This window comes from Citrobacter sp. C348, from assembly GCF_047467975.1.
Taxonomy (GTDB): domain Bacteria; phylum Pseudomonadota; class Gammaproteobacteria; order Enterobacterales; family Enterobacteriaceae; genus Citrobacter; species Citrobacter gillenii.
Map to the genome: position 1 here is coordinate 42,071 of NZ_JASJUJ010000006.1, position 20,013 is coordinate 62,083.

At 56.0% G+C, this 20,013-nt stretch carries 16 protein-coding genes and 1 pseudogene; 8 read left to right on the forward strand and 9 right to left on the reverse strand.

The window, feature by feature from the left end; translation table 11 throughout:
* Positions 1 to 82 precede the first annotated feature (82 nt).
* Genes mtnN through QNN86_RS12825 form a run of 3 tightly spaced genes read left to right on the forward strand, consistent with a single transcriptional unit; the run spans position 83 to position 2,235 of the window.
* Positions 83 to 781 carry a 5'-methylthioadenosine/S-adenosylhomocysteine nucleosidase gene (gene mtnN, locus QNN86_RS12815; RefSeq protein ID WP_181618682.1) on the forward strand — a complete coding sequence of 233 codons (699 nt, stop codon included), beginning with the start codon at positions 83 to 85 and terminating at the stop codon, positions 779 to 781.
* Positions 774 to 1,574: a vitamin B12 ABC transporter substrate-binding protein BtuF gene (gene btuF / locus QNN86_RS12820; RefSeq protein ID WP_414211214.1), complete on the forward strand. Its 801-nt coding sequence runs from the start codon at positions 774 to 776 to the stop codon at positions 1,572 to 1,574. The genes mtnN and btuF overlap by 8 nt, the downstream gene beginning before the upstream one ends.
* Before the next feature lie 37 nt (positions 1,575 to 1,611).
* Positions 1,612 to 2,235, forward strand: a complete 624-nt coding sequence (locus QNN86_RS12825; protein ID WP_135912565.1) for a TRIC cation channel family protein — start codon at positions 1,612 to 1,614, stop codon at positions 2,233 to 2,235.
* 67 nt (positions 2,236 to 2,302) lie between these two features.
* On the opposite strand, the gene erpA is transcribed toward QNN86_RS12825, so the two are convergent.
* The 3 genes and pseudogenes from erpA to clcA form a co-directional block, all read right to left on the reverse strand.
* The gene (gene erpA, locus QNN86_RS12830; protein WP_003018581.1) at positions 2,303 to 2,647 is read right to left on the reverse strand and encodes an iron-sulfur cluster insertion protein ErpA; all 345 of its coding nucleotides are present in this window, start codon (positions 2,645 to 2,647) and stop codon (positions 2,303 to 2,305) included.
* Positions 2,640 to 2,705: pseudogene (yadW, locus tag QNN86_RS12835) on the reverse strand (small protein YadW). Before yadW ends, erpA begins: the two are co-directional and overlap by 8 nt.
* A gap of 23 nt (positions 2,706 to 2,728) precedes the next feature.
* Positions 2,729 to 4,150: a H(+)/Cl(-) exchange transporter ClcA gene (gene clcA, locus QNN86_RS12840; protein WP_414211216.1), complete on the reverse strand. Its 1,422-nt coding sequence runs from the start codon at positions 4,148 to 4,150 to the stop codon at positions 2,729 to 2,731.
* A gap of 168 nt (positions 4,151 to 4,318) precedes the next feature.
* On the opposite strand from clcA, the gene hemL reads away from it, so the two are divergent.
* A complete protein-coding gene (hemL, locus tag QNN86_RS12845; protein WP_182270418.1) occupies positions 4,319 to 5,599 on the forward strand; it encodes a glutamate-1-semialdehyde 2,1-aminomutase in 1,281 nt (426 codons plus the stop codon).
* A gap of 136 nt (positions 5,600 to 5,735) precedes the next feature.
* On the opposite strand, the gene fhuB is transcribed toward hemL, so the two are convergent.
* The 6 genes from fhuB to hrpB all read right to left on the reverse strand — a co-directional run bounded on the left by fhuB (position 5,736) and on the right by hrpB (position 17,054).
* Complete coding sequence (fhuB, locus tag QNN86_RS12850) at positions 5,736 to 7,775, reverse strand: Fe(3+)-hydroxamate ABC transporter permease FhuB (protein WP_181619447.1); 2,040 nt, start codon at positions 7,773 to 7,775, stop codon at positions 5,736 to 5,738.
* A gap of 14 nt (positions 7,776 to 7,789) precedes the next feature.
* On the reverse strand, positions 7,790 to 8,680 hold the full coding sequence (fhuD, locus tag QNN86_RS12855) for a Fe(3+)-hydroxamate ABC transporter substrate-binding protein FhuD (protein WP_414211217.1): 891 nt from the start codon (positions 8,678 to 8,680) through the stop codon (positions 7,790 to 7,792).
* Entirely contained in the window at positions 8,680 to 9,477 is a 798-nt protein-coding gene (gene fhuC, locus QNN86_RS12860) for a Fe3+-hydroxamate ABC transporter ATP-binding protein FhuC (RefSeq protein ID WP_096758256.1), read from the reverse strand. Before fhuC ends, fhuD begins: the two co-directional genes overlap by 1 nt.
* Positions 9,478 to 9,524: 47 nt before the next feature.
* Positions 9,525 to 11,714: a ferrichrome porin FhuA gene (fhuA, locus tag QNN86_RS12865; RefSeq protein WP_279277248.1), complete on the reverse strand. Its 2,190-nt coding sequence runs from the start codon at positions 11,712 to 11,714 to the stop codon at positions 9,525 to 9,527.
* Positions 11,715 to 11,946: 232 nt separating this feature from the next.
* Entirely contained in the window at positions 11,947 to 14,499 is a 2,553-nt protein-coding gene (mrcB, locus tag QNN86_RS12870) for a bifunctional glycosyl transferase/transpeptidase (protein WP_181618675.1), read from the reverse strand.
* Between the two features lie 125 nt (positions 14,500 to 14,624).
* On the reverse strand, positions 14,625 to 17,054 hold the full coding sequence (gene hrpB, locus QNN86_RS12875; RefSeq protein WP_414211218.1) for an ATP-dependent helicase HrpB: 2,430 nt from the start codon (positions 17,052 to 17,054) through the stop codon (positions 14,625 to 14,627).
* Positions 17,055 to 17,127: 73 nt separating this feature from the next.
* On the opposite strand from hrpB, the gene thpR reads away from it, so the two are divergent.
* From thpR to gluQRS, 4 genes are all read left to right on the forward strand, one after another.
* Complete coding sequence (gene thpR, locus QNN86_RS12880; RefSeq protein WP_279277251.1) at positions 17,128 to 17,661, forward strand: RNA 2',3'-cyclic phosphodiesterase; 534 nt, start codon at positions 17,128 to 17,130, stop codon at positions 17,659 to 17,661.
* Positions 17,662 to 17,671: 10 nt separating this feature from the next.
* Positions 17,672 to 18,376 (forward strand): DNA/RNA nuclease SfsA, encoded by a 705-nt coding sequence (gene sfsA / locus QNN86_RS12885; protein WP_181618673.1) that lies wholly within the window; start codon positions 17,672 to 17,674, stop codon positions 18,374 to 18,376.
* Between the two features lie 178 nt (positions 18,377 to 18,554).
* The gene (dksA, locus tag QNN86_RS12890; RefSeq protein ID WP_003829221.1) at positions 18,555 to 19,010 is read left to right on the forward strand and encodes an RNA polymerase-binding protein DksA; all 456 of its coding nucleotides are present in this window, start codon (positions 18,555 to 18,557) and stop codon (positions 19,008 to 19,010) included.
* 72 nt (positions 19,011 to 19,082) lie between these two features.
* Complete coding sequence (gene gluQRS / locus QNN86_RS12895) at positions 19,083 to 19,979, forward strand: tRNA glutamyl-Q(34) synthetase GluQRS (protein ID WP_181618672.1); 897 nt, start codon at positions 19,083 to 19,085, stop codon at positions 19,977 to 19,979.
* Positions 19,980 to 20,013 lie beyond the last annotated feature (34 nt).

Genomic DNA, 20,013 nt, shown 5'->3' on the forward strand with positions numbered 1-20,013 from the left:
TCCTCTCCCGCCTGAGAAATGCGCTACCCCTTAAGCGCATGATAGACTATGCCCTCAAATCTGGCTTATCGCGAGTAAATCTATGAAAATCGGCATCATTGGTGCAATGGAAGAAGAAGTTACGCTACTGCGTGACAAAATCGAAAACCGTCAGACAATCACTCTCGGCGGTTGTGAAATTTATACCGGCCAACTGAACGGGACTGAGGTTGCGCTACTGAAATCGGGCATCGGTAAAGTGGCTGCGGCGCTGGGCGCCACGCTGCTGCTGGAACGTTGCAAGCCTGATGCCATCATTAATACAGGTTCTGCGGGCGGTCTGGCTTCTACGCTGAAAGTCGGCGATATTGTGGTCTCTGACGAAGCGCGTTATCACGACGCTGACGTCACCGCGTTTGGCTATGAATTCGGTCAGTTACCGGGCTGCCCGGCAGGTTTTAAAGCCGACCCTGCGCTTATCGCCGCGGCAGAATCCTGCATTGCAGAACTGAACCTGAACGCCGTTCGTGGTCTGATCGTGAGCGGCGATGCCTTCATCAACGGCTCTGTCGGCCTGGCAAAAATTCAGCATAACTTTCCGCAGGCCATCGCTGTAGAAATGGAAGCCACGGCAATTGCGCACGTGTGCCACAACTTTAGCGTTCCGTTCGTGGTGGTTCGCGCCATCTCTGACGTTGCCGATCAGCAGTCCCACCTGAGCTTTGACGAATTCCTGGTGGTTGCCGCGAAGCAGTCAAGCCTGATGGTCGAAGCGCTGGTACAGAAACTGGCGCATGGCTAAATTCATCTCCAGGGCGCTGGTCGCCCTGCTTTTTACGCTTCCGGCGTGGCTTTATGCCGCTCCGCGTGTAGTTTCCCTCTCCCCTGCTAACACCGAACTTGCCTTTGCCGCCGGCATTACGCCCGTTGGCGTCAGCAGCTACTCAAATTATCCGCCCGAGGCCAAAAAGATTGAAGAGGTCTCCACCTGGCAAGGCATGAATCTGGAACGCATCGTGGCGCTCAAACCGGATCTGGTCATCGCCTGGCGCGGAGGCAATGCCGAGCGGCAGGTGAATCAGCTAACCGCACTGGGGATTAAGGTTATCTGGGTGGATGCCGTCACCATCGAGCAGGTTGCCGACGCACTGCGCCAGTTGGCACCGTGGAGCCCCAAGCCTGAGCAAGCAAAACAGGCCGCGCAAACATTGCTTGATGAGTATGCTTTACTAAAATCTCAGTATGCCAATAAACCGAAAAAACGGGTGTTTCTCCAGTTTGGTGCAAATCCTCTGTTTACCAGTGGAAAAGGCTCCCTTCAACACCAGGTTCTTGAGGTATGCGGGGGAGAAAACATCTTTGCTGGCAGCCGGGTTCCCTGGCCACAGGTCAGCCGTGAACAAGTACTGGCCAGAGCCCCCCAGGCAATCGTCGCCACCGGCGGTTCGGGCGAAACGATTAAAATTGAGCAATACTGGGGAGAACAGTTAAAAATCCCGGTTATTACCCTTAATAGTGACTGGTTTGAACGCGCGAGCCCGCGTATTATCCTCGCCGCAAAACAACTCTGTAATGCGCTTTCACAGATAAATTAGCGTCGGCCCCCACCAGGTGTGCTGTGAGGATTTAACCATGCTCGTCTATTGGCTGGATATTGTCGGTACCGCGGTATTTGCTATCTCTGGCGTATTACTGGCCGGGAAATTGCGCATGGATCCGTTTGGCGTGCTGGTCCTCGGCGTGGTTACCGCCGTCGGCGGCGGCACGATCCGCGATATGGCACTGGATCACGGACCGGTATTCTGGGTTAAAGATCCTACCGATCTGGTGGTTGCGATGATCACCAGCATGCTGACGATCGTGCTGGTGCGCCAGCCCAGACGTTTGCCTAAATGGATCCTTCCGGTGCTGGACGCCGTGGGTCTGGCAGTGTTCGTCGGCATTGGCGTCAATAAGGCGTTTCTCGCCGGAACCGGTCCGCTGGTGGCGATTTGTATGGGGGTCATTACCGGCGTCGGCGGCGGGATCATACGTGACGTGTTAGCCCGTGAAGTGCCGATGATACTGCGTACAGAAATCTACGCCACGGCCTGCATTATCGGCGGCATTGTTCACGCAACCGCGTTTTATACCTTCGCAATACCACTGGAAAACGCCAGTATGATGGGGATGGTTGTCACGCTGGTGATTCGACTGGCCGCTATTCGCTGGCACTTAAAGCTACCGACGTTTGCGCTGGATGATAACGGACGTTGATGGGGCAAAGCAGAATTCGTAGGCCGGACAAGGCGTTTACGCCGCCATCCGGCACTACGGGCAACAATCAGATGCTGAAAGAAGAACCACACCCGCAGGTGCTTTTGGCGTTAGGGTTAGTCACCACGAAGCGGGAACCTTCCAGACCTTCGGTATAGTCAACCGCGCCGCCTACCAGATACTGCAGGCTCATCGGGTCAACCACCAGGCCAACGCCCTGTTTCTCAATGGTCATATCGCCATCATTCACCTGATCATCAAAGGTGAAACCATACTGGAAACCGCTGCAACCACCGCCGGTGATATACACGCGCAATTTCAGATTCGGGTTATCTTCGTCAGCGATCAGGCTTTTTACTTTATTGGCTGCTGCTTCAGTAAATTGCAGTGGCAGCGCTACATCATCACTCATATATTGCTCCAAACGACATTGGCAATTGGGCAAATTATAACCCAATGGTTAAGGCCATTATCTAATACCCTGGTATTTCGTTCAAGTATTCTCGCCAGCGGCAGTACCCTGGCTTTTCGCCGCCTGCTCCGCTTCCTGTTTTGCCAGCGTACGGGCAAGGATAGTCGAGTATAGCGGCTTTCCGCCCATAAATTGGGCTAATAGTGTTGCGCCAAGACAGGTAATAATCATTGGCAAAATGAGCTGATAGTTATCTGTCATTTCCAGCACCAGCACGATGCCAGTCAGCGGCGCACGTACCGACGCCGCCAGCAACGCCCCCATTCCGGCAATGGCAAACGTCCCGGCCTCCAGATGGTACTGCGGGAAAGAGGCCGCGGCCGCCATGCCGAACGCGGTACCGAGCAGTGTCCCCAGCGCCAGCATCGGAGCAAAAATCCCGCCCGGCGCACCGGATGAGAAGCACAGTAGCGTGGTGATAACCCGGGCAACAAAAATAAACAGCAAGATGCCGACACTAAAATTACCCGCGGCGGCGATCGGGATCAGGTTAAACCCACCGCCTGCGGCTTCAGGTTTAATTAAGCCCAGGATCCCACACAGGCCGCCGATCGCCCCACCCATCAGCACCCATTTTTTAATGTCACCGCCGTGGAACCGCTGAAACATATCCTGGGTACGTAGCACCAGGGTATTGAACCATGGCCCGACGCAGCCAAAAATAATCCCGAGGATCAGATACAGCCACAGGGTATTCACCGGCGCGTTGGAGAGCTTCCCAACTTCAATAATCGGGGCCTCGCCGTTGAAAATACGAAACACAATGCTCGACATGATAACGCCGGTAAACACGGCTTTGATCGACACAAGGTTGTAACGAAACTGCGGACGCATCTCTTCAAGAATGAACAAGATGCCCGCCAGCGGCGCATTAAACGCCGCGGAAAGACCGGCAGCCGCACCGGTCGCCAGCAGGGTATGCCGCGCTTCGGCGCTGCGCATGCGGAAGACATCCAGTACCATGCGACCGATATTACCGCCGATTTGCACCGTTGGCCCTTCGCGACCGAGCACCATACCGGCACCCAAGGTCCCCATGCCGCCGATAAACTTCACCGGCAATACGCGCCACCAGCGCACCGGACGCAGCTCTTCCAGCGCGCCTTCTATCTCAGGGATCCCCGAACCACCGGCCTCGGGTGCAAATTTACGCACCAGAAAATAGCCCACCATGGCCAGCAGCGCCGAGAGAATAAAGGCCAGCGGCCATACCAGAATGGCATGATCGGCAACCCGTGCCAGTGCGCCAATGCGCAGGTTCTGTACCCAGGTGACAGATTTCTCAAACGCCACGCCCACCAGCCCGGTTACGGTACCCACCACGGCCGCCATAAAGAGGATCGCCAGCGGTGTCTTGTCCCGATCAAGGAGTCGACGGATCTGATCCCTGCGCCGTAAACGCACAATTTGCTGTGCTTCAAAAGAGGGAGAGTCTGTTTTCATCAGATGATCATTAATTGGTAATACAAATACGGAGTCGGCATTCTACTCGCTCATTTTGTGAAAATCCCCTGCAAATCGTATTGTTTCCAATGCACAAAACTTTCATAACCTTCACTGAATAACTAGAATAGCCCGCATTCACTTTTTCTACGAACCAGGACCCCATCCATGAGTAAGTCTGAGAACCTCTACAGCGCAGCACGCGAACTGATCCCCGGCGGCGTTAACTCCCCTGTTCGCGCCTTTACCGGCGTGGGTGGTACTCCGCTGTTTATCGAAAAAGCAGATGGCGCGTATCTGTATGACGTCGATGGTAAAGCCTACATCGATTACGTCGGATCCTGGGGCCCGATGGTGCTGGGTCATAACCACCCGGCGATCCGCAATGCAGTGATCGAAGCCGCCGAGCGCGGTCTGAGCTTTGGTGCACCGACCGAGATGGAAGTCAAAATGGCGGCGCTGGTTACCGAGCTTGTGCCCACCATGGACATGGTGCGTATGGTCAACTCCGGTACCGAAGCAACGATGAGCGCCATCCGTCTGGCGCGTGGCTTCACCGGTCGCGATAAAATCATCAAATTTGAAGGCTGCTATCACGGTCATGCTGACTGCCTGCTGGTAAAAGCCGGTTCCGGTGCGCTGACGTTGGGCCAGCCGAACTCTCCGGGCGTTCCGGCCGATTTTGCCAAGCATACCCTGACCTGCACCTATAACGATCTGTCCTCGGTGCGGGCGGCATTCGAGCAGTATCCGCAGGACATTGCCTGCATCATCGTCGAGCCAGTCGCGGGCAACATGAACTGCATCCCGCCTCTGCCGGAATTCCTGCCAGGCCTGCGTGCGCTGTGCGACGAGTTCGGTGCGCTGTTGATCATCGATGAAGTGATGACCGGTTTCCGCGTCGCGCTGGCGGGCGCGCAGGATTACTACGGCGTGGTGCCGGACCTGACCTGTCTGGGCAAAATCATCGGTGGTGGCATGCCTGTTGGTGCATTCGGCGGTCGTCGTGATGTGATGGACGCACTGGCACCTACCGGCCCGGTTTACCAGGCGGGAACGCTGTCCGGTAACCCGATAGCCATGGCAGCAGGATTCGCCTGTCTGAACGAAGTTGCTCAGCCGGGAATTCATGAGACCTTAGATGACCTCACCACGCGTCTGGCAGAAGGTCTGCTGGAAGCCGCTCAGGAAGCCAATATTCCGCTGGTGGTGAACCATGTGGGCGGGATGTTCGGGATTTTCTTCACCGATGCCGAAACCGTGACCTGCTATCAGGACGTGATGGCATGTGACGTTGAGCGCTTCAAGCGCTTCTTCCACATGATGCTGGATGAAGGTGTTTATCTGGCACCGTCCGCGTTTGAAGCGGGCTTTATGTCCGTGGCGCACAGCATGGAAGATATCAATAACACTGTCGACGCCGCGCGCCGGGTGTTTGCGAAGCTGTAAAAGAGAACGTCCAGAAACAACGTAGGCCGGGTAAGGCGAAGCCGCCACCCGGCTTTTTTATTGCCGGATGGCGACGCAAAGCGTCTTATCCGGCCTACATGAAAGGGGTCCGTCCATAGGCCGCCATCCGGCAAACTCAGCGACTCTGCTTTCTCAACAAATAGATAAAGTACGGCGCACCAATAAACGTCGACAGTAATCCCGCCGGGATCTGATACGGAAACAGCACCATTCGCCCGCACCAGTCGGCAAACACCAGCAACACGCCTCCCGCCAGCGCCGAGATGACCATATGCGGCATCGTGCGCCGGAAACCTAACATCCGCGCAATGTGCGGCGCCATCAGCCCAACAAAGCTCAGCGGCCCGATGGTCATGGTGGCTGTCGCCGTCAGGCCCGCAGCCAACATCAGTAACGTCACGCGCGACGGCGTCAATGCGATACCCACCGCCCGCGCCGTCTCCCCGCCCAGCGGTAAAATCGTTAACCAGCGACGGCACAGCGGCGTAACCGCCAGCAGAATCACCATCACGATCCCGGTCCGTAGCACCTGTTCGCCAGTGGCGTTGTAGGTCGAGCCGGAGATCCAGGTCAGCACGCTTGCCATCCGCGGATCGCCGCTGGCCTGCAACATCATCAGCAGCATCGTGAACGCGGTGCTGAGCGCCATCCCCGCCAGCAGCATGCGTTGCGGCGAGAAGCCGCCGCGCCCGGCGGCAATCATAATAATCAGCAGCGTTACCGCCGCCCCGAGACTTCCGGCGGGCAGCAGCCAGCCAAACGCATCACCCGGTACGAGGAACAGCATCAACACCACGCCAAACGCGGCACCGGAGCTAATCCCAAGGACTTCCGGACTGGCCATCGGGTTACCGGTCAGGCGCTGAATAATACAGCCCGCCACTGCCAGCATCATCCCGGCAATCAGCGCCGCCAGAATACGCGGCCAGCGCCAGGGCATCAGCTCATCCAGCATCGCACCGCTGGCCCAGCTCCAGCCGTGGGCATCGCGACCAAACGACAGCGCCACAACGACGGTCAGCAGCAATATCGCCCCACCCGCCAGCGCGAACATCAGCACGTTCTGACGTTCTGCTGCCACGTGGTTATTGGCATTCATATCCGGCGCGCTCATGCTGCGCAGGCGCGGCAGCAGCCACAGCAGCAGCGGCGCACCAATCAACGCGGTCACCGAACCGGTGGAGACTTCCATCCACACGCGGGTCAACCACAGAATAATTTGATCGGAAAGCCAGAGGATCAGGGCCCCAATCAGCGGGGCCAGCATCAGGCGCGCCAGCAAACGCCGCGCGCCGAGCATTTTCGCCAGCAGCGGGGCAAACAGGCCGATAAAGCCGATAATCCCCACCGCGTTAACCAGCAAGGCACTGAGCACAATCGCCAGCGTTAACGCCGCCAGACGCGCCAGCGACAGCGCCAGCCCGAGATTACGCGCTACCCCGTCATCCAGCCCCATCAGCGTCATCGGACGCAGTAACAGCAGGGTCAGCATCACGCCGCCCAGCAGCTGTGGCCACAGACGCTGCACGCCGTTCCAGTCGGTTTGGGTGAGCGTTCCGCTGCTCCACATAAACATGCTTTGCAGCTGATCGTGGTGGAAGAGGACCATTAGCTGGTTAATCGCACCGCAGTACAGGCTGACCACCAGACCAGCGAGGATCAGCGTCACAGGTGACAAACGCTTGCCCCAGGCAACGCCAAACACCAGCGCCCCGACGATACACGCCCCGGCCAGCGCTGCGAATTGCGTGGTCAACGCGCCGGGAATGGCCCACAGCGTGGTGACCGTAATGCCCAGTTGCGCACCGGTTGCCACACCCAGCGTGGTCGGCTCCGCCAGCGGGTTACGTAACACCTGCTGAAACAGCACGCCAACCAGGCCCAATCCGGCACCGACCAGTAACGCAATCGCCAGTCGTGGCAGCAGGCTGTAATGGAAAACCATCTGTTCGATGGCGTCGATATTCGGTGACCAGATAGCCTGCTGCCACTGGTCACGCGGCAGGGCAATGGAGAAGTTAATCCAGGTCAGCCAGATCGCAACAATAAACAGTGCCACCAGCAGCAACGCCGGATGGCGGCTTCGCCTTATCCAGCCTACAACGCGCCCGAACCGTAGGCCGGATAAGGCGCTTTTAGCGTCGCCATCCGGCATTTCAAGTTTCCTGCTCACGCTTTGCCTCCCAGCGCAGTGTCCAGAATGCGGGCAAAATGCATCGCCGACAGCGTGCCGCCATAAAACCAGACCGCGGGTACCCGCTGAAAGCGCCCGGCGCGAACAAACGGCATCGCCTGCCACAGCGGCGTGGACATCAGCGCGTCCATTTCTTTATCGTTACCATGATCGAAGCACAGCACATCAACATCTTTATACGCGGCAAGCCGGTCAATCCCCACGGCAGTGCTGCCCCAGAAGTTGGTTTCTCCCTGCCAGGCGTTAGGGATCCCGTATTCGTCCAGCACCTCCTGGAACAAACTGTTCGGGCCAAATACCAGCATATGCCGCGAATCAAGCAGGGATGTCAGGAGCACGGGACGCGCGCCGCGGTGAATAAAGCGCGGTTTCAGGCTGGCAATCACGCTATCGTAGTGCGCCAGATGACCTTCAGCGGCAGTTTGCAGATTCAGCAGTTGCGCCATCTCCTGCAACGACTGGCGAGCGACTGCCAGCGGTTTTTTGCCGTCGCTGAAGCTAAATCCGCGACCCGGCGCAATACGCGCCAGTTTTTCTGGCGCGGGGCCATAGCCTGCCGACCAGACCATAAACGAGGGTTTCATTTCGGTCAGCAGTTCAAGATTGGGTTCTGTGCGTAACCCGACGTCAATCACCGAGTCCGGCAACGGGGGTTGATTGACCCACAGCCTGTAGTTAGGAACATCGGCTACGCCATAGGGCGTGATTCCCAGCGCCAGCAACAGTTCTACCGGCAACCATTCCAGCGCCACAATACGTTTTGGATCAACCGCCGCCGCCTGCGCCGAATTCATCTGCCAGAGCAGCGGTGACAGCGCCATCGCCGTTAATAAACGTCGACGGGTGATATGATGTAATCCGACCATTAATAGACAAAACTCACGGGTGCGGCACCGCCCGGATGCGGCAAAATGCCCATCGGGATGCCGTAAATCAGTTCCAGGGTTTCACTGCGCATCAGCTCTGCGGGCGTTCCCTGAGCAATCATTTCGCCACCGCGCAGCGCCACCAGATAATCGCAGTAGCGGGCCGCCATGTTGATATCATGCAGTACGGCGATCACCGTCAGTCCGCGCTGCTGGCTTAAGCGATGCACCAGCGCCAGCACATCAACCTGATGCGCGATATCCAGCGCCGACGTCGGTTCGTCAAGCAGCAGGCAGCGACTGTCCTGCGCCACCAGCATGGCGATCCACGCGCGCTGACGCTCGCCGCCTGACAGGCTATCAACCAGTCGATGCGCCAGCGGCTTTAACCCGACAAGCGTGATCGCCTCTTCCACTTTTTCTCTGTCAGCCACGCCAAAGCGTCCCAGCGCGCCGTGCCAGGGATAGCGACCAATCGCCACCAGTTCACGCACCGTCATCCCTTCCGCCTGCGGCAGCTGCTGCGGTAAATAGGCAACCTTACGGGCAAATGCTTTGCTGTTCCAGCTCTCCAGCGGCTGCTCGTCGAGCAGGATTTCGCCGTCTGACGGTGGCTGATGACGTCCGAGCATTTTCAATAAGGTTGATTTACCGGAGCCGTTATGACCGATAAGACCGGTCACTTTTCCCACGGGAAACGTTAACGAGAGGGGATGTAAAAGCGTGCGGCCAGGCACACGAAAGGAGACGTTACTTAACGCAAAAGTGGTGTCGGGATGGGATCTGTTTTCCTGCATAGCGGCCAACTTGTAAAACGGGCACGCAAAGCGTGCCCAAAGAGAAATTAGAAACGGAAGGTTGCAGTTGCAACGACCTGACGTTCCGCGCCCCAGAAGCAGCCATAGGTCTGGAAGCAGCTGGCGACATATTCACGGTCAAGCAAGTTGTTAACGTTAACCGCAATGCTAGAGCCAGCCATACCGAAACGTGCTAAATCGTATTTTACAACAGCATCCATAACTGCTGCGCTACCCACTTTAAAGGTGTTTGTTGGATCGCCGTAGCTGGAACCAATAAAGCGGCCGCCGGTGCCCAGCGTCAGGCCAGATAACGGACCTTCATAGAAGGTGTAATCGCCCCACAGAGAAGCCATTTGTTCTGGCACCTGCTCAGGCGTATTCCCCTTAAGCTTGGTATCTTTCGTGTATTCCGCATCAGTATAGGTGTAAGAAGCCGTCATATTGATATTTGCGGTAAGTGCCGCTTTGGCTTCCAGTTCAACTCCACGCGCGCGAATTTCACCTGCAGGAACCTGAGCTAGCGGATTATTAGGATCGGCAGTCAGGTTATTGGTTTTCGTGAGCTGATAAACCGCCCCGGTTACGACAATCGGCAGATCTTTCGGTACATACTTAATCCCGGCTTCATACTGCTCGCCTTTCGAAGGCTCGTAAGAAACGCGTGGAACGCTCCATAAGTCAAATGAACTCGGCTCAAACGACTGGCTGTAGCTGATATACGGCGTAATACCATTATCAAACAGATAGTTTACACCGCCGCGCCATGTGAACTGATGATCATTACGCTCAATGTATCCTTCTGTTGGCGTATAAGAGTTCTGACGTATCGTTGTGGCTTGCTGAGACCAGTCGTAGCGACCACCGAGGGTAAACACCCACTTATTCCACTCAGCCTGATCCTGAACGTAGATACCGGTCTGTTTGGTTTCATTCATCTGATACGGTTCGGTATCACCGAATGCAAAATACTCAGGGTCGTAGTTGCCGTTAAGATCAATCGGTGGCGCACTACCAAAAGCAGCATTGATATCATTACGCATGCGCATGAAATCAACACCGGTTAACAACGTGTGTTCAACAGCACCAGTTGCGAATTTGCTTTCCAGTTGTGTATCGACACTGAAGTTTTGCAGGCGCTCATCATCCACGACCGTCCCACGGTTCAATGTATGTCCATCGGAAGCAATCCCGGTACCGTACACACTCTGCTGCGACGTCTTCATTTCAGTAAAGCGCAGGTTCTGGCGAACGGTGAAGGTATCGTTAAAGCCATGCTCGAAGCTGTATCCCACCATTTTTTGATTGCGGGAATAGGTGTTGTTTGAAGCACCTTCATTGAAATCGGTCGGCAAACGCTTGCCATTTGGCAGCGGCTCAACGGTACCTTCTTTCGGTAACCAACCGTAGTAACCCGTCTCCGGTTCGTTCTGGAAATAGGACAGGAACGTAAAGTTGGTTTTGTCATCCGGACGCCAGGAGAAGGACGGAGCAATCGTGTAACGCTGCGATTCGGACCCTTTCTGCTGCTCATTTGTTGAGCGAGCCAGCCCGGTTAAACGGTAGGAAAACTCACCGTTGTCATCCAGCGCATCGCTAAAGTCAAAACCGGTCTGGAACAAATTGTCCGACCCCATTTTGAACTGAATTTCTTTTAGTGGCTCGGTGGTCGGGCGCTTGCTGACCATAGAGATAATGCCACCAGGGTTGCTCTTACCGTAGAGTACAGACGTTGGGCCACGCATCAGCTCAACACGCTCAAGCATGTAAGGATCGATAACCGCATCGTTGTAGAAGTTACCCTGCAATTTCAGCCCATCCAGATAGTTATTCTGGCTCAGACCGACGGAAGAGAAACCACGGATAATCACAAAATCATAGGTGTTAGATGCACCACGACTATTAACAGTAACACCTGGCGTATAGCCCAGTGCTTCTTTCACCGACTGGAATTGATGCATTTGCATCTCTTCGTTGGTCACGACCGAAACAGACTGCGGGGTCTTTTCGATCGGCGTATCGGTCTTGGTGGCTGTGGCAGAACGCTTGGCAGCGATGGTCGGAGCAGGTCCCCATGCGCTTTCCTGCGCGGCAGGTGCTGCGGTGACCGTGATGGTTTCTTCTTTTGGTTCAACCGCCGCCTGTGCATAGACAGACATGCCGCTAACCGCTGTGGCTACCAGCACTGCCATTTTACGCAGCGAGGAATTTGGCTGAGCAGTTTTATAACGCGCCATTGGTATATCTCTGATGAAAGTGAATGATAACGTAAACGAGAATTATTATTATAACGGCAGCATAATATTCGAAACGCTGGCGAGATAGCAAGCGATACACATCCCTACTAAAACTGAGGGGTCAAGAAATAACCAGATGAAAAGAAAGGGTTAATGAATTACGCTGAAATGTTGTTTGGTCGGGGACTGGGATGAGAAAAGAAAAACCCGCCGAAGCGGGTTTTGGGAGAGATTAGTTACTGCCGAACATATCTTTGATCCAGCCTGCGACACCGTCGCCATCTTTCTTCTCTTGCTGCGGCGGTTGTTGCTGTTGTTGCTGTTGCTGTTGCTGCTGTTGAGGCTGCTGCGACGGCGTTGACTGATCAAACGGATTGCCAGACTGCTGCAGCATCTCACCTTGCTGACACAGCGAATCCGGATCGCTGGTCCACACCGGGAGCGTACGCATCCCGCCGCTGCACACGAAGTTGCCGTCATAATCCACGCCCATGTCGACAATATCTTCCGGCGGCGTCAGCGTTAACGGCGTTGGCGTCTGGTTTGCCAGATAGCGCTGGTAAATCGACATCGCCCCGCTCGCACCGTACAACTTGGTAGGCTGGTTGTTATCGCGACCCACCCAGGTAATGGTCACCTGACTGCCGTCAATACCGGCGAACCAGGTATCAACGTTGTTGTTGGTGGTCCCGGTTTTCCCCGCCAGATGCAGCCCCGGATACTTCGCGCCAAGCTGACGGCCGGTACCGCGTTGCACCACCTGCTGCATGGTCCACAGCGTCATGTACGCGGCCTGTGCTGGCACAGCGCGTTCGGCCTGCGGGAAGCTTTGATACAACACCGTACCGTCTTCGGCAATTACCGAGCGCAACGCTGATAATGGCGCGCGGTTACCGCCGCTGGCGATGGTCTGGAACGCCTGCGCCACTTCGATTGGCGTCAGGTTCAATGCCCCCAACAGCATAGCTGGCACCGGATGCAGCTGATCTTTCGGTGCGCCCAGTTTTTCCCAAGTCTCGGTGACCGCTGGCAGCCCCAGCGCCATCCCCAGATTAACCGTTGGCACGTTCATGGAACGGGTTAACGCATCCACCAGCATCACTTTACCGCTTTCGCTGTAGCGACGGTCATCGTTCTGTGGGGACCACACCTGACCGTTTGGCTGACGCAGCGCAATCGGCGCATCGGCAATCCAGGTATTGAGGCGGTACAGCTTCGGCTGGCTCAGGGCGGTCAGATAGGTCGCGGGCTTCGCCAGAGAACCAATTGAACGACGCGCCTGCATAGCACGGTTGTAGCCTGCGAACTGCGGCTCCGACCCGCCGACCATGGCGCGAACCTCACCACTAAAGCGGTCCACTACCACAATCGCCGTTTCCAGATCGCTCAGCTTACGCTGTTTCTTCAGCACCGGAATGCCTTCCACCGCCGCTTTTTCTGCGGCGTCCTGCGCCACGGAATCAAAGGTGGTGAAAATCTTCACGCCGGAAAGGTCTTTAACTTTGTCGCCCAGCTTAGCCTGTAGCTCCTGACGCACCATCTGCATAAACGCGGGCTGTGGAGAGATCACCCCACCGCGCGGCTGCACGCCTAGCGGACGCGCGCTCAGCATTTCATACAGTTCCTGGTCGATAATCTGCTGCTGTTGCAGAAGACGCAGCACCAGGTTACGTCGCTCCAGCGCCAGTTTCGGGTTACGCCACGGGTTGTAGATTGACGCCCCTTTCACCATCCCCACCAACAGCGCCTGCTGATCGAGGCTCAACTCTTCAACCGGACGGCCAAAGTAATACAGGCTCGCCAGCGGGAAGCCGCGGATCTCGTTGTCGCCGCTCTGGCCGAGATAGACTTCGTTCATGTACAGCTCAAGGATCCTGTCCTTGCTGTAACGGGCATCCATCAACACGGCCATGTACGCTTCGTTGGCTTTACGCCAGTAAGAACGTTCGCTGGAGAGGAACAGGTTTTTCACCAGCTGCTGGGTCAGCGTACTGGCGCCCTGCACCGTGCGACCTGCAGTCAGGTTCGCCAGCACCGCACGACCAATGGAATACAAGCTAATGCCGTCATGCTCGTAGAAATGACGATCTTCGGTTGCCAGCAGCGTGTCCACCAGCAGATCCGGGAAACCGCTACGCGCCACGAACAGACGCTGCTCGCCATTTGCCGAAGAGAGCATGGTGATCAGGCGTGGATCGAGACGGAAGAAACCGAACTGACGGTTGTTATCCAGATTCTCGATGGTGTCCAGATGATCGCCGTCAAAGGTCAGACGCGCACGCACCTGCCCTTCTTTACTGTCCGGGAAGTCAAACGGACGACGGATCATCTCAATGCTGTTCGCCTGCACGGTAAACTCACCGGGCCGCGTCATCTTCGAGACCTGACGATACTGCGTAGCCTCCAGCAGCTTCACCATCTCTTTTTTGCCGATGGGCATTTCTGGCTCGAGGTTAACCATCCGGCCATACACGGCCGCAGGCAGCTGCCAGACTTTGCCATCAATACGGCTACGGATTTTTTGATCCAGATAGACGCCGTAAATGGCAATCAGCACCAAAAAGACAATCGACAGTTTTACCAGCAGCCAGAACCAGCCGCGTTTACCACGAGGCTTACGCCCTTTGCCTTTACCTTTACGCGGCATCGGTTCTTCATCCTCATAGTCATCATCATAATCGTCGTCATACTCATCATCTCTGAGCTGACGACGGCTCACCTTTTGTTTCGCCGGACGCGTCGGTTTCCCTTTACGTCCAATTGGCTCGCGGTCATTCCCCGCCATGCTTTTTCTCCGCAACATTCAGGCGCAAAGACCTGATTCTCTGTTCTTCCGTCAAGCGACAGAAGAAGAAATCTCTCAATTTTTTTGCCTGATGGCGCTTCGCTTATCAGGCCTACCACTACAACTCATGAATACTTTTTGGTGCGCCGCGTCGGCGCGGTATTCGCCGGATCGTCCGGCCAGACATGCTTGGGATAACGCCCTTTCATCTCTTTTTGCACCTCACGGTACGCCCCCTGCCAGAACGCGCTCAAATCACGGGTGATTTGCAGCGGTCGCTGCGCCGGGGAGAGCAGTTCCAGCACCAGCGGGACGCGCCCCTGTGCGAGGGTCGGCGTATTGGCCTCGCCAAACATTTCCTGCATCCTGACCGCCAGCGCCGGTGGGTTATCCTCGTGATAGCGAATGGCTATCCGGCTTCCCGTCGGCACAGTGTAATGTGTGGGCAATTCACTATCCAGACGTTGCAGCATTGACCAGTCCAGTAATCCGCGCAATGCCTGGCCCACATTTACTGCTTTAAGCGCGCGTAAAGCGTGCACACCGCTCATATGCGGCAGCAGCCAACTCTCCAGCGTCGCCAGCAACGACGCGTCGTCCATGGCTGGCCAGTCGTATTCCGGTAGCCATTTTGCCGCGCATTGCAGACGCAGTCGGAACTGCTCTGCTTCCGGCGTCCAGTTGAGCACACTTAGCCCTTTATCGCGAATACCATTCAGCATCGCCTGATGCAGTTCCTCTTCCGAGGGTTTGGCCAGCGGCTGCACTTTTAGCGTCAACTGACCTACCTGCGTGCGGCGCAATGCCTTTAGTGTCCCCTGATTTTCATCCCATTCGATAGTGTCGGACTGCTGCAGCAACTCAGGAGATGATTGTATCAGCGCATTGATATCCAGCGGCAGGGCCAGCAAAATACGCGCATCCGGCGAGGCGCTGCCTTGCAGCAATAAAGGCGCAATAATCCATTCATGACGCCCTGATGCGTCGTCGGCATCCAGCATCGCCCCCATCCCGTTAGCCAGCTGATACCGCCCCTCCTGACCACGACGTCGGGCAATGCGATCGGCGAAAGCCGAAGCCAGTAACGGGGCGATCAGCGCACTATCAGGCTGCCCACCCCGAATGTTCAGGCGCTTTCGCAATTGTTGGCTACGCTGCTGCCAGTTCGGCTGATTGCGTGAAAACACCACCGTCAGATCGGTACTGCCACCGCGCGGGGGCTCTTCGAGAATCGCCGCCAGTTTTGCTGCCGTTGCCGCTTCGTTGTCATCTGTGGCACGGACCAGCATCGCCGCCAGACGCGGATCGTTGCCGAGCGCCGCCATTTTCTGCCCCGCCGCACTGAGCCTGTCGCCCTCAAGTGCGCCCAGCATGTGCAGCAGCCGTTTTGCCGCCTGCAAATTGACCGTCGGCGGCCTATCCAGCCAGCTTAACTGCGCTGGGTCAGTGCATCCCCATTGCAGCAATTCCATTAGCAAGCCGGACAGGTCGCTTTGCAGCATCTCCGGCTCACCCTGCGCCGCCGCTCTTTCGGCCTGCTCTTTCGCCAGAAGATGCAGGCAAATACCGGGTTCCAGACGGCCTGCTCGCCCGGCTCGCTGGGTCATCGACGCCTGGCTAATACGCTGGGTAATCAGGCGCGTCAAACCGGTGCGCGGGTCGTAACGCGCCACGCGCTCCTGCGCACAGTCCACCACCAGCCGGATACCTTCGATAGTTAAACTGGTCTCGGCAATATTGGTGGCCAGCACCACTTTGCGCGAGCCTGGCGGTGCGGGCAAAATAGCCTGACGCTGTTCGGTAAGCGATAACGCACCGTACAGCGGGCAAAGCAGAACATCATTGCCCACGCGCGAGGTCAGCTGTTCCTGCACTCGCTGAATCTCCCCCACGCCCGGTAAAAAAAGCAGCAACGAGCCGCTTTCCTGGCGCAATAGCTCCGCCGTTGCCACCGCCACGGCTTCATCAAAGCGCTGATGCGCCGCCAGCGGCTGATAGCGTCGTTCTACGGGAAAGGCGCGGCCTTCAGAGACAATCGTCGGCGCATCGGGCAACAGCTGCTGTAAACGCCCGTTATCCAGCGTTGCCGACATGATCAGCAGTTTTAAATCATCCCGCAGCCCTTGCTGTACATCCAGCAATAGCGCCAGCGCCAGGTCAGCCTGCAAGCTGCGCTCATGAAATTCGTCGAGGATCACAAGGCTAACGCCGTTTAGCTCGGGATCGCGTTGGATCATGCGCGTGAGCACACCTTCTGTTACCACTTCGAGCCGGGTCTGTGGCCCCACGCAGTGTTGAGCACGCATGCGGTAGCCCACGGTCTCACCGGGCTTTTCTTTCAGCAACTCGGCCAGACGCTGCGCCACGTTGCGGGCCGCCAGACGACGCGGCTCCAGCAGAATAATCCGCCCCTGAATGCCATTGTGCGCAAGAAGCTGCAGCGGCAGCCAGGTCGATTTCCCGGCGCCGGTCGGTGCGGTCAGCAGAACCTGCGGAGAGGTTTCAAGGGCGGTAAGCAGTTCAGGCACTACGGCGGCAACGGGCAACGACGTCACAAATGGCTCCAGAGGGTTAACATTCTTCGCGCTGCATTGTAGCATCGCGTTAATTCATAACCGAGTATCCATCATGTCTGAGCCAAAAAGGCTGTTCTTTGCGATTGAATTGCCTGGCGAGATTCGGGAGCAATTAATCCACTGGAGGGCCGCGCAGTTCCCCTCTGAAGCGGGTCGCCCGGTCGCGGCTGACAATCTGCACCTGACGCTGGCCTTTTTAGGCGAGATCAGCGCTGAGAAGCAGCAGGCGCTGGCGCAGCTGGCCGGACGTATTCGCCAGCCGGGTTTTACGCTAACACTGGATGACGCCGGGCAGTGGCTGCGCTCACGCGTCGTCTGGCTGGGCATGCGCCAGCCGCCACGCGGACTGTTGCAATTGGCGAGTATGCTGCGGGCACAGGCCGCGCGTAGCGGGTGTTACCAAAGCCCACAGCCGTTTCATCCGCATATCACACTGTTGCGCGATGCCGGCCATGCGGTCACCATTCCGGCACCGGGCTTTTGCTGGTCTCTTCCGGTCACCGAGTTTGCACTGTACGCCTCTTCATTTGCTCGCGGGCGCACGCGCTACACGCCGCTACAACGCTGGACGCTTGACGATAAATAAAAGGATCTCCATGGAATTTTCTCCCCCTCTTCAGCGCGCGACCTTAATTCAGCGCTATAAGCGTTTTTTAGCGGATGTGATCACACCTGACGGCACGACGTTAACGCTACACTGCCCGAATACCGGCGCGATGACCGGATGCGCAACACCGGGTGATACAGTCTGGTATTCAACATCAGAAAATACGAAACGGAAATACCCGCATACCTGGGAATTAACGCAAACCCAATCCGGTGCATTTATTTGTGTTAACACTCTGTGGGCTAACAGATTAACGAAAGAAGCCATTCAGAATGCATTAATTTCAGAACTTTCGAACTACAGCATATTGAAAAGTGAAGTAAAATACGGCGCCGAAGGCAGCCGCATTGATTTTTTGTTACAGGCAGATTCTCGACCTGACTGCTATATTGAAGTGAAATCAGTCACGTTGGCGGAAAAAAATCAGGGTTATTTTCCCGATGCCATCACTGAACGAGGTCAGAAACATCTTCGGGAATTGATGAGCGTAGCGGCTGAAGGCAAGCGAGCGGTGATATTTTTCGCAGTGCTGCATTCAGCCATTACACAATTTTCACCCGCGCGCCATATCGATGCAAAATATGCGCAATTATTAGTCGAAGCACGGCTTAAGGGGGTAGAAATTCTGGCATATAAAGCGGAACTTTCTGCCCATGGTATGACTCTTAAAGAGCCATTAGCCATTACGTTGTAATGGCATATACAAACGGGTTAATTAGTATTCTGGCCGCGTGCGCAAATACGCTTTTCCTCACAGGGTTGTCAAGTGTAACGTTTAGATAATTGCTATCCGGAAAAGCATCTGCTATTTATAGCGACCTGATTTTTCCCCCGAACATGGGGATCGATAGTGCGTGTTAAGGAGAAGCAACATGCAAGAAGGGCAAAACCGTAAAACATCGTCCCTGAGTATTCTCGCCATCGCTGGGGTGGAGCCGTACCAGGAGAAACCGGGCGAAGAGTATATGAACGAAGCCCAGCTGTCGCACTTCAGGCGTATTCTTGAAGCATGGCGTAATCAACTCAGGGATGAAGTCGATCGCACTGTGACTCATATGCAGGATGAAGCAGCTAACTTCCCCGATCCGGTTGACCGTGCCGCACAGGAAGAAGAGTTCAGCCTTGAGCTGCGTAACCGTGACCGTGAGCGCAAACTGATCAAAAAGATCGAGAAGACGCTGAAGAAAGTAGAAGACGAAGATTTCGGCTACTGCGAATCATGCGGCGTAGAAATTGGTATTCGCCGTCTGGAAGCGCGTCCGACAGCCGATCTGTGCATCGACTGCAAAACGCTGGCTGAGATTCGCGAAAAACAGATGGCAGGTTAATCCCGTCATTTGTACCACGTTGACTACAGGCGGGAGTTTCTCCCGCCTTCTTCTTTTATGCTATCCACTGACATGACTGACAAACGCTATATTGGCCGTTTCGCCCCATCCCCTTCCGGTGAACTGCATTTTGGTTCATTGATTGCCGCTCTCGGGAGTTACCTGCAGGCGCGTGCGCAACACGGGATCTGGTGGGTGCGCATTGAAGATATCGATCCCCCTCGTGAAGTTCCCGGTGCTGCAGATACGATTCTGCGTCAGCTGGAACATTACGGACTGCACTGGGATGGCGAAGTACTGTGGCAATCTCAGCGCCATGACGCGTACCGTGCAGCGCTGGCCTGGTTACAAGAACAGGATATGAGCTATTACTGCACCTGCACCCGCGCCCGCATTCAGAGTATTGGCGGCATTTATGACGGTCACTGTCGCACATTACGCCACGGACCGGAGCACGCGGCGGTGCGTATCAAACAACACCACCCGGTCATGCAGTTTAACGATCGACTGCGCGGCGAGATTCAAGCCAACCCTCAGCTTGCGCGGGAAGATTTTGTCATCCACCGACGCGATGGGCTGTTTGCCTATAACCTGGCTGTGGTGGTTGATGACCACTTTCAGGGCGTGACGGAAATCGTCCGTGGTGCAGATCTTATCGAACCCACGGTGCGCCAAATTTCGCTGTATCAGCAGTTTGGCTGGCCGGTACCGGACTATATTCATCTCCCGCTGGCGCTCAATGAACACGGCGCTAAACTTTCAAAGCAGAATCATGCGCCTGCCCTGCCGCAAGGCGATCCGCGCCCGGTTCTTATCGACGCGTTGCGCTTCCTCGGACAGGACATAGCAATACCTTGGCAAGCGCTAAACGTGGAGGAATTACTGCAAACTGCGGTGCAAAATTGGACGCTTACGACAGTGCCGGGTTCAGTGAATGTAAATCCGGCATTCTCAAATGACTCATGCTGAGCTATGATTAGCCGCTATTTTTACACAGCAACAC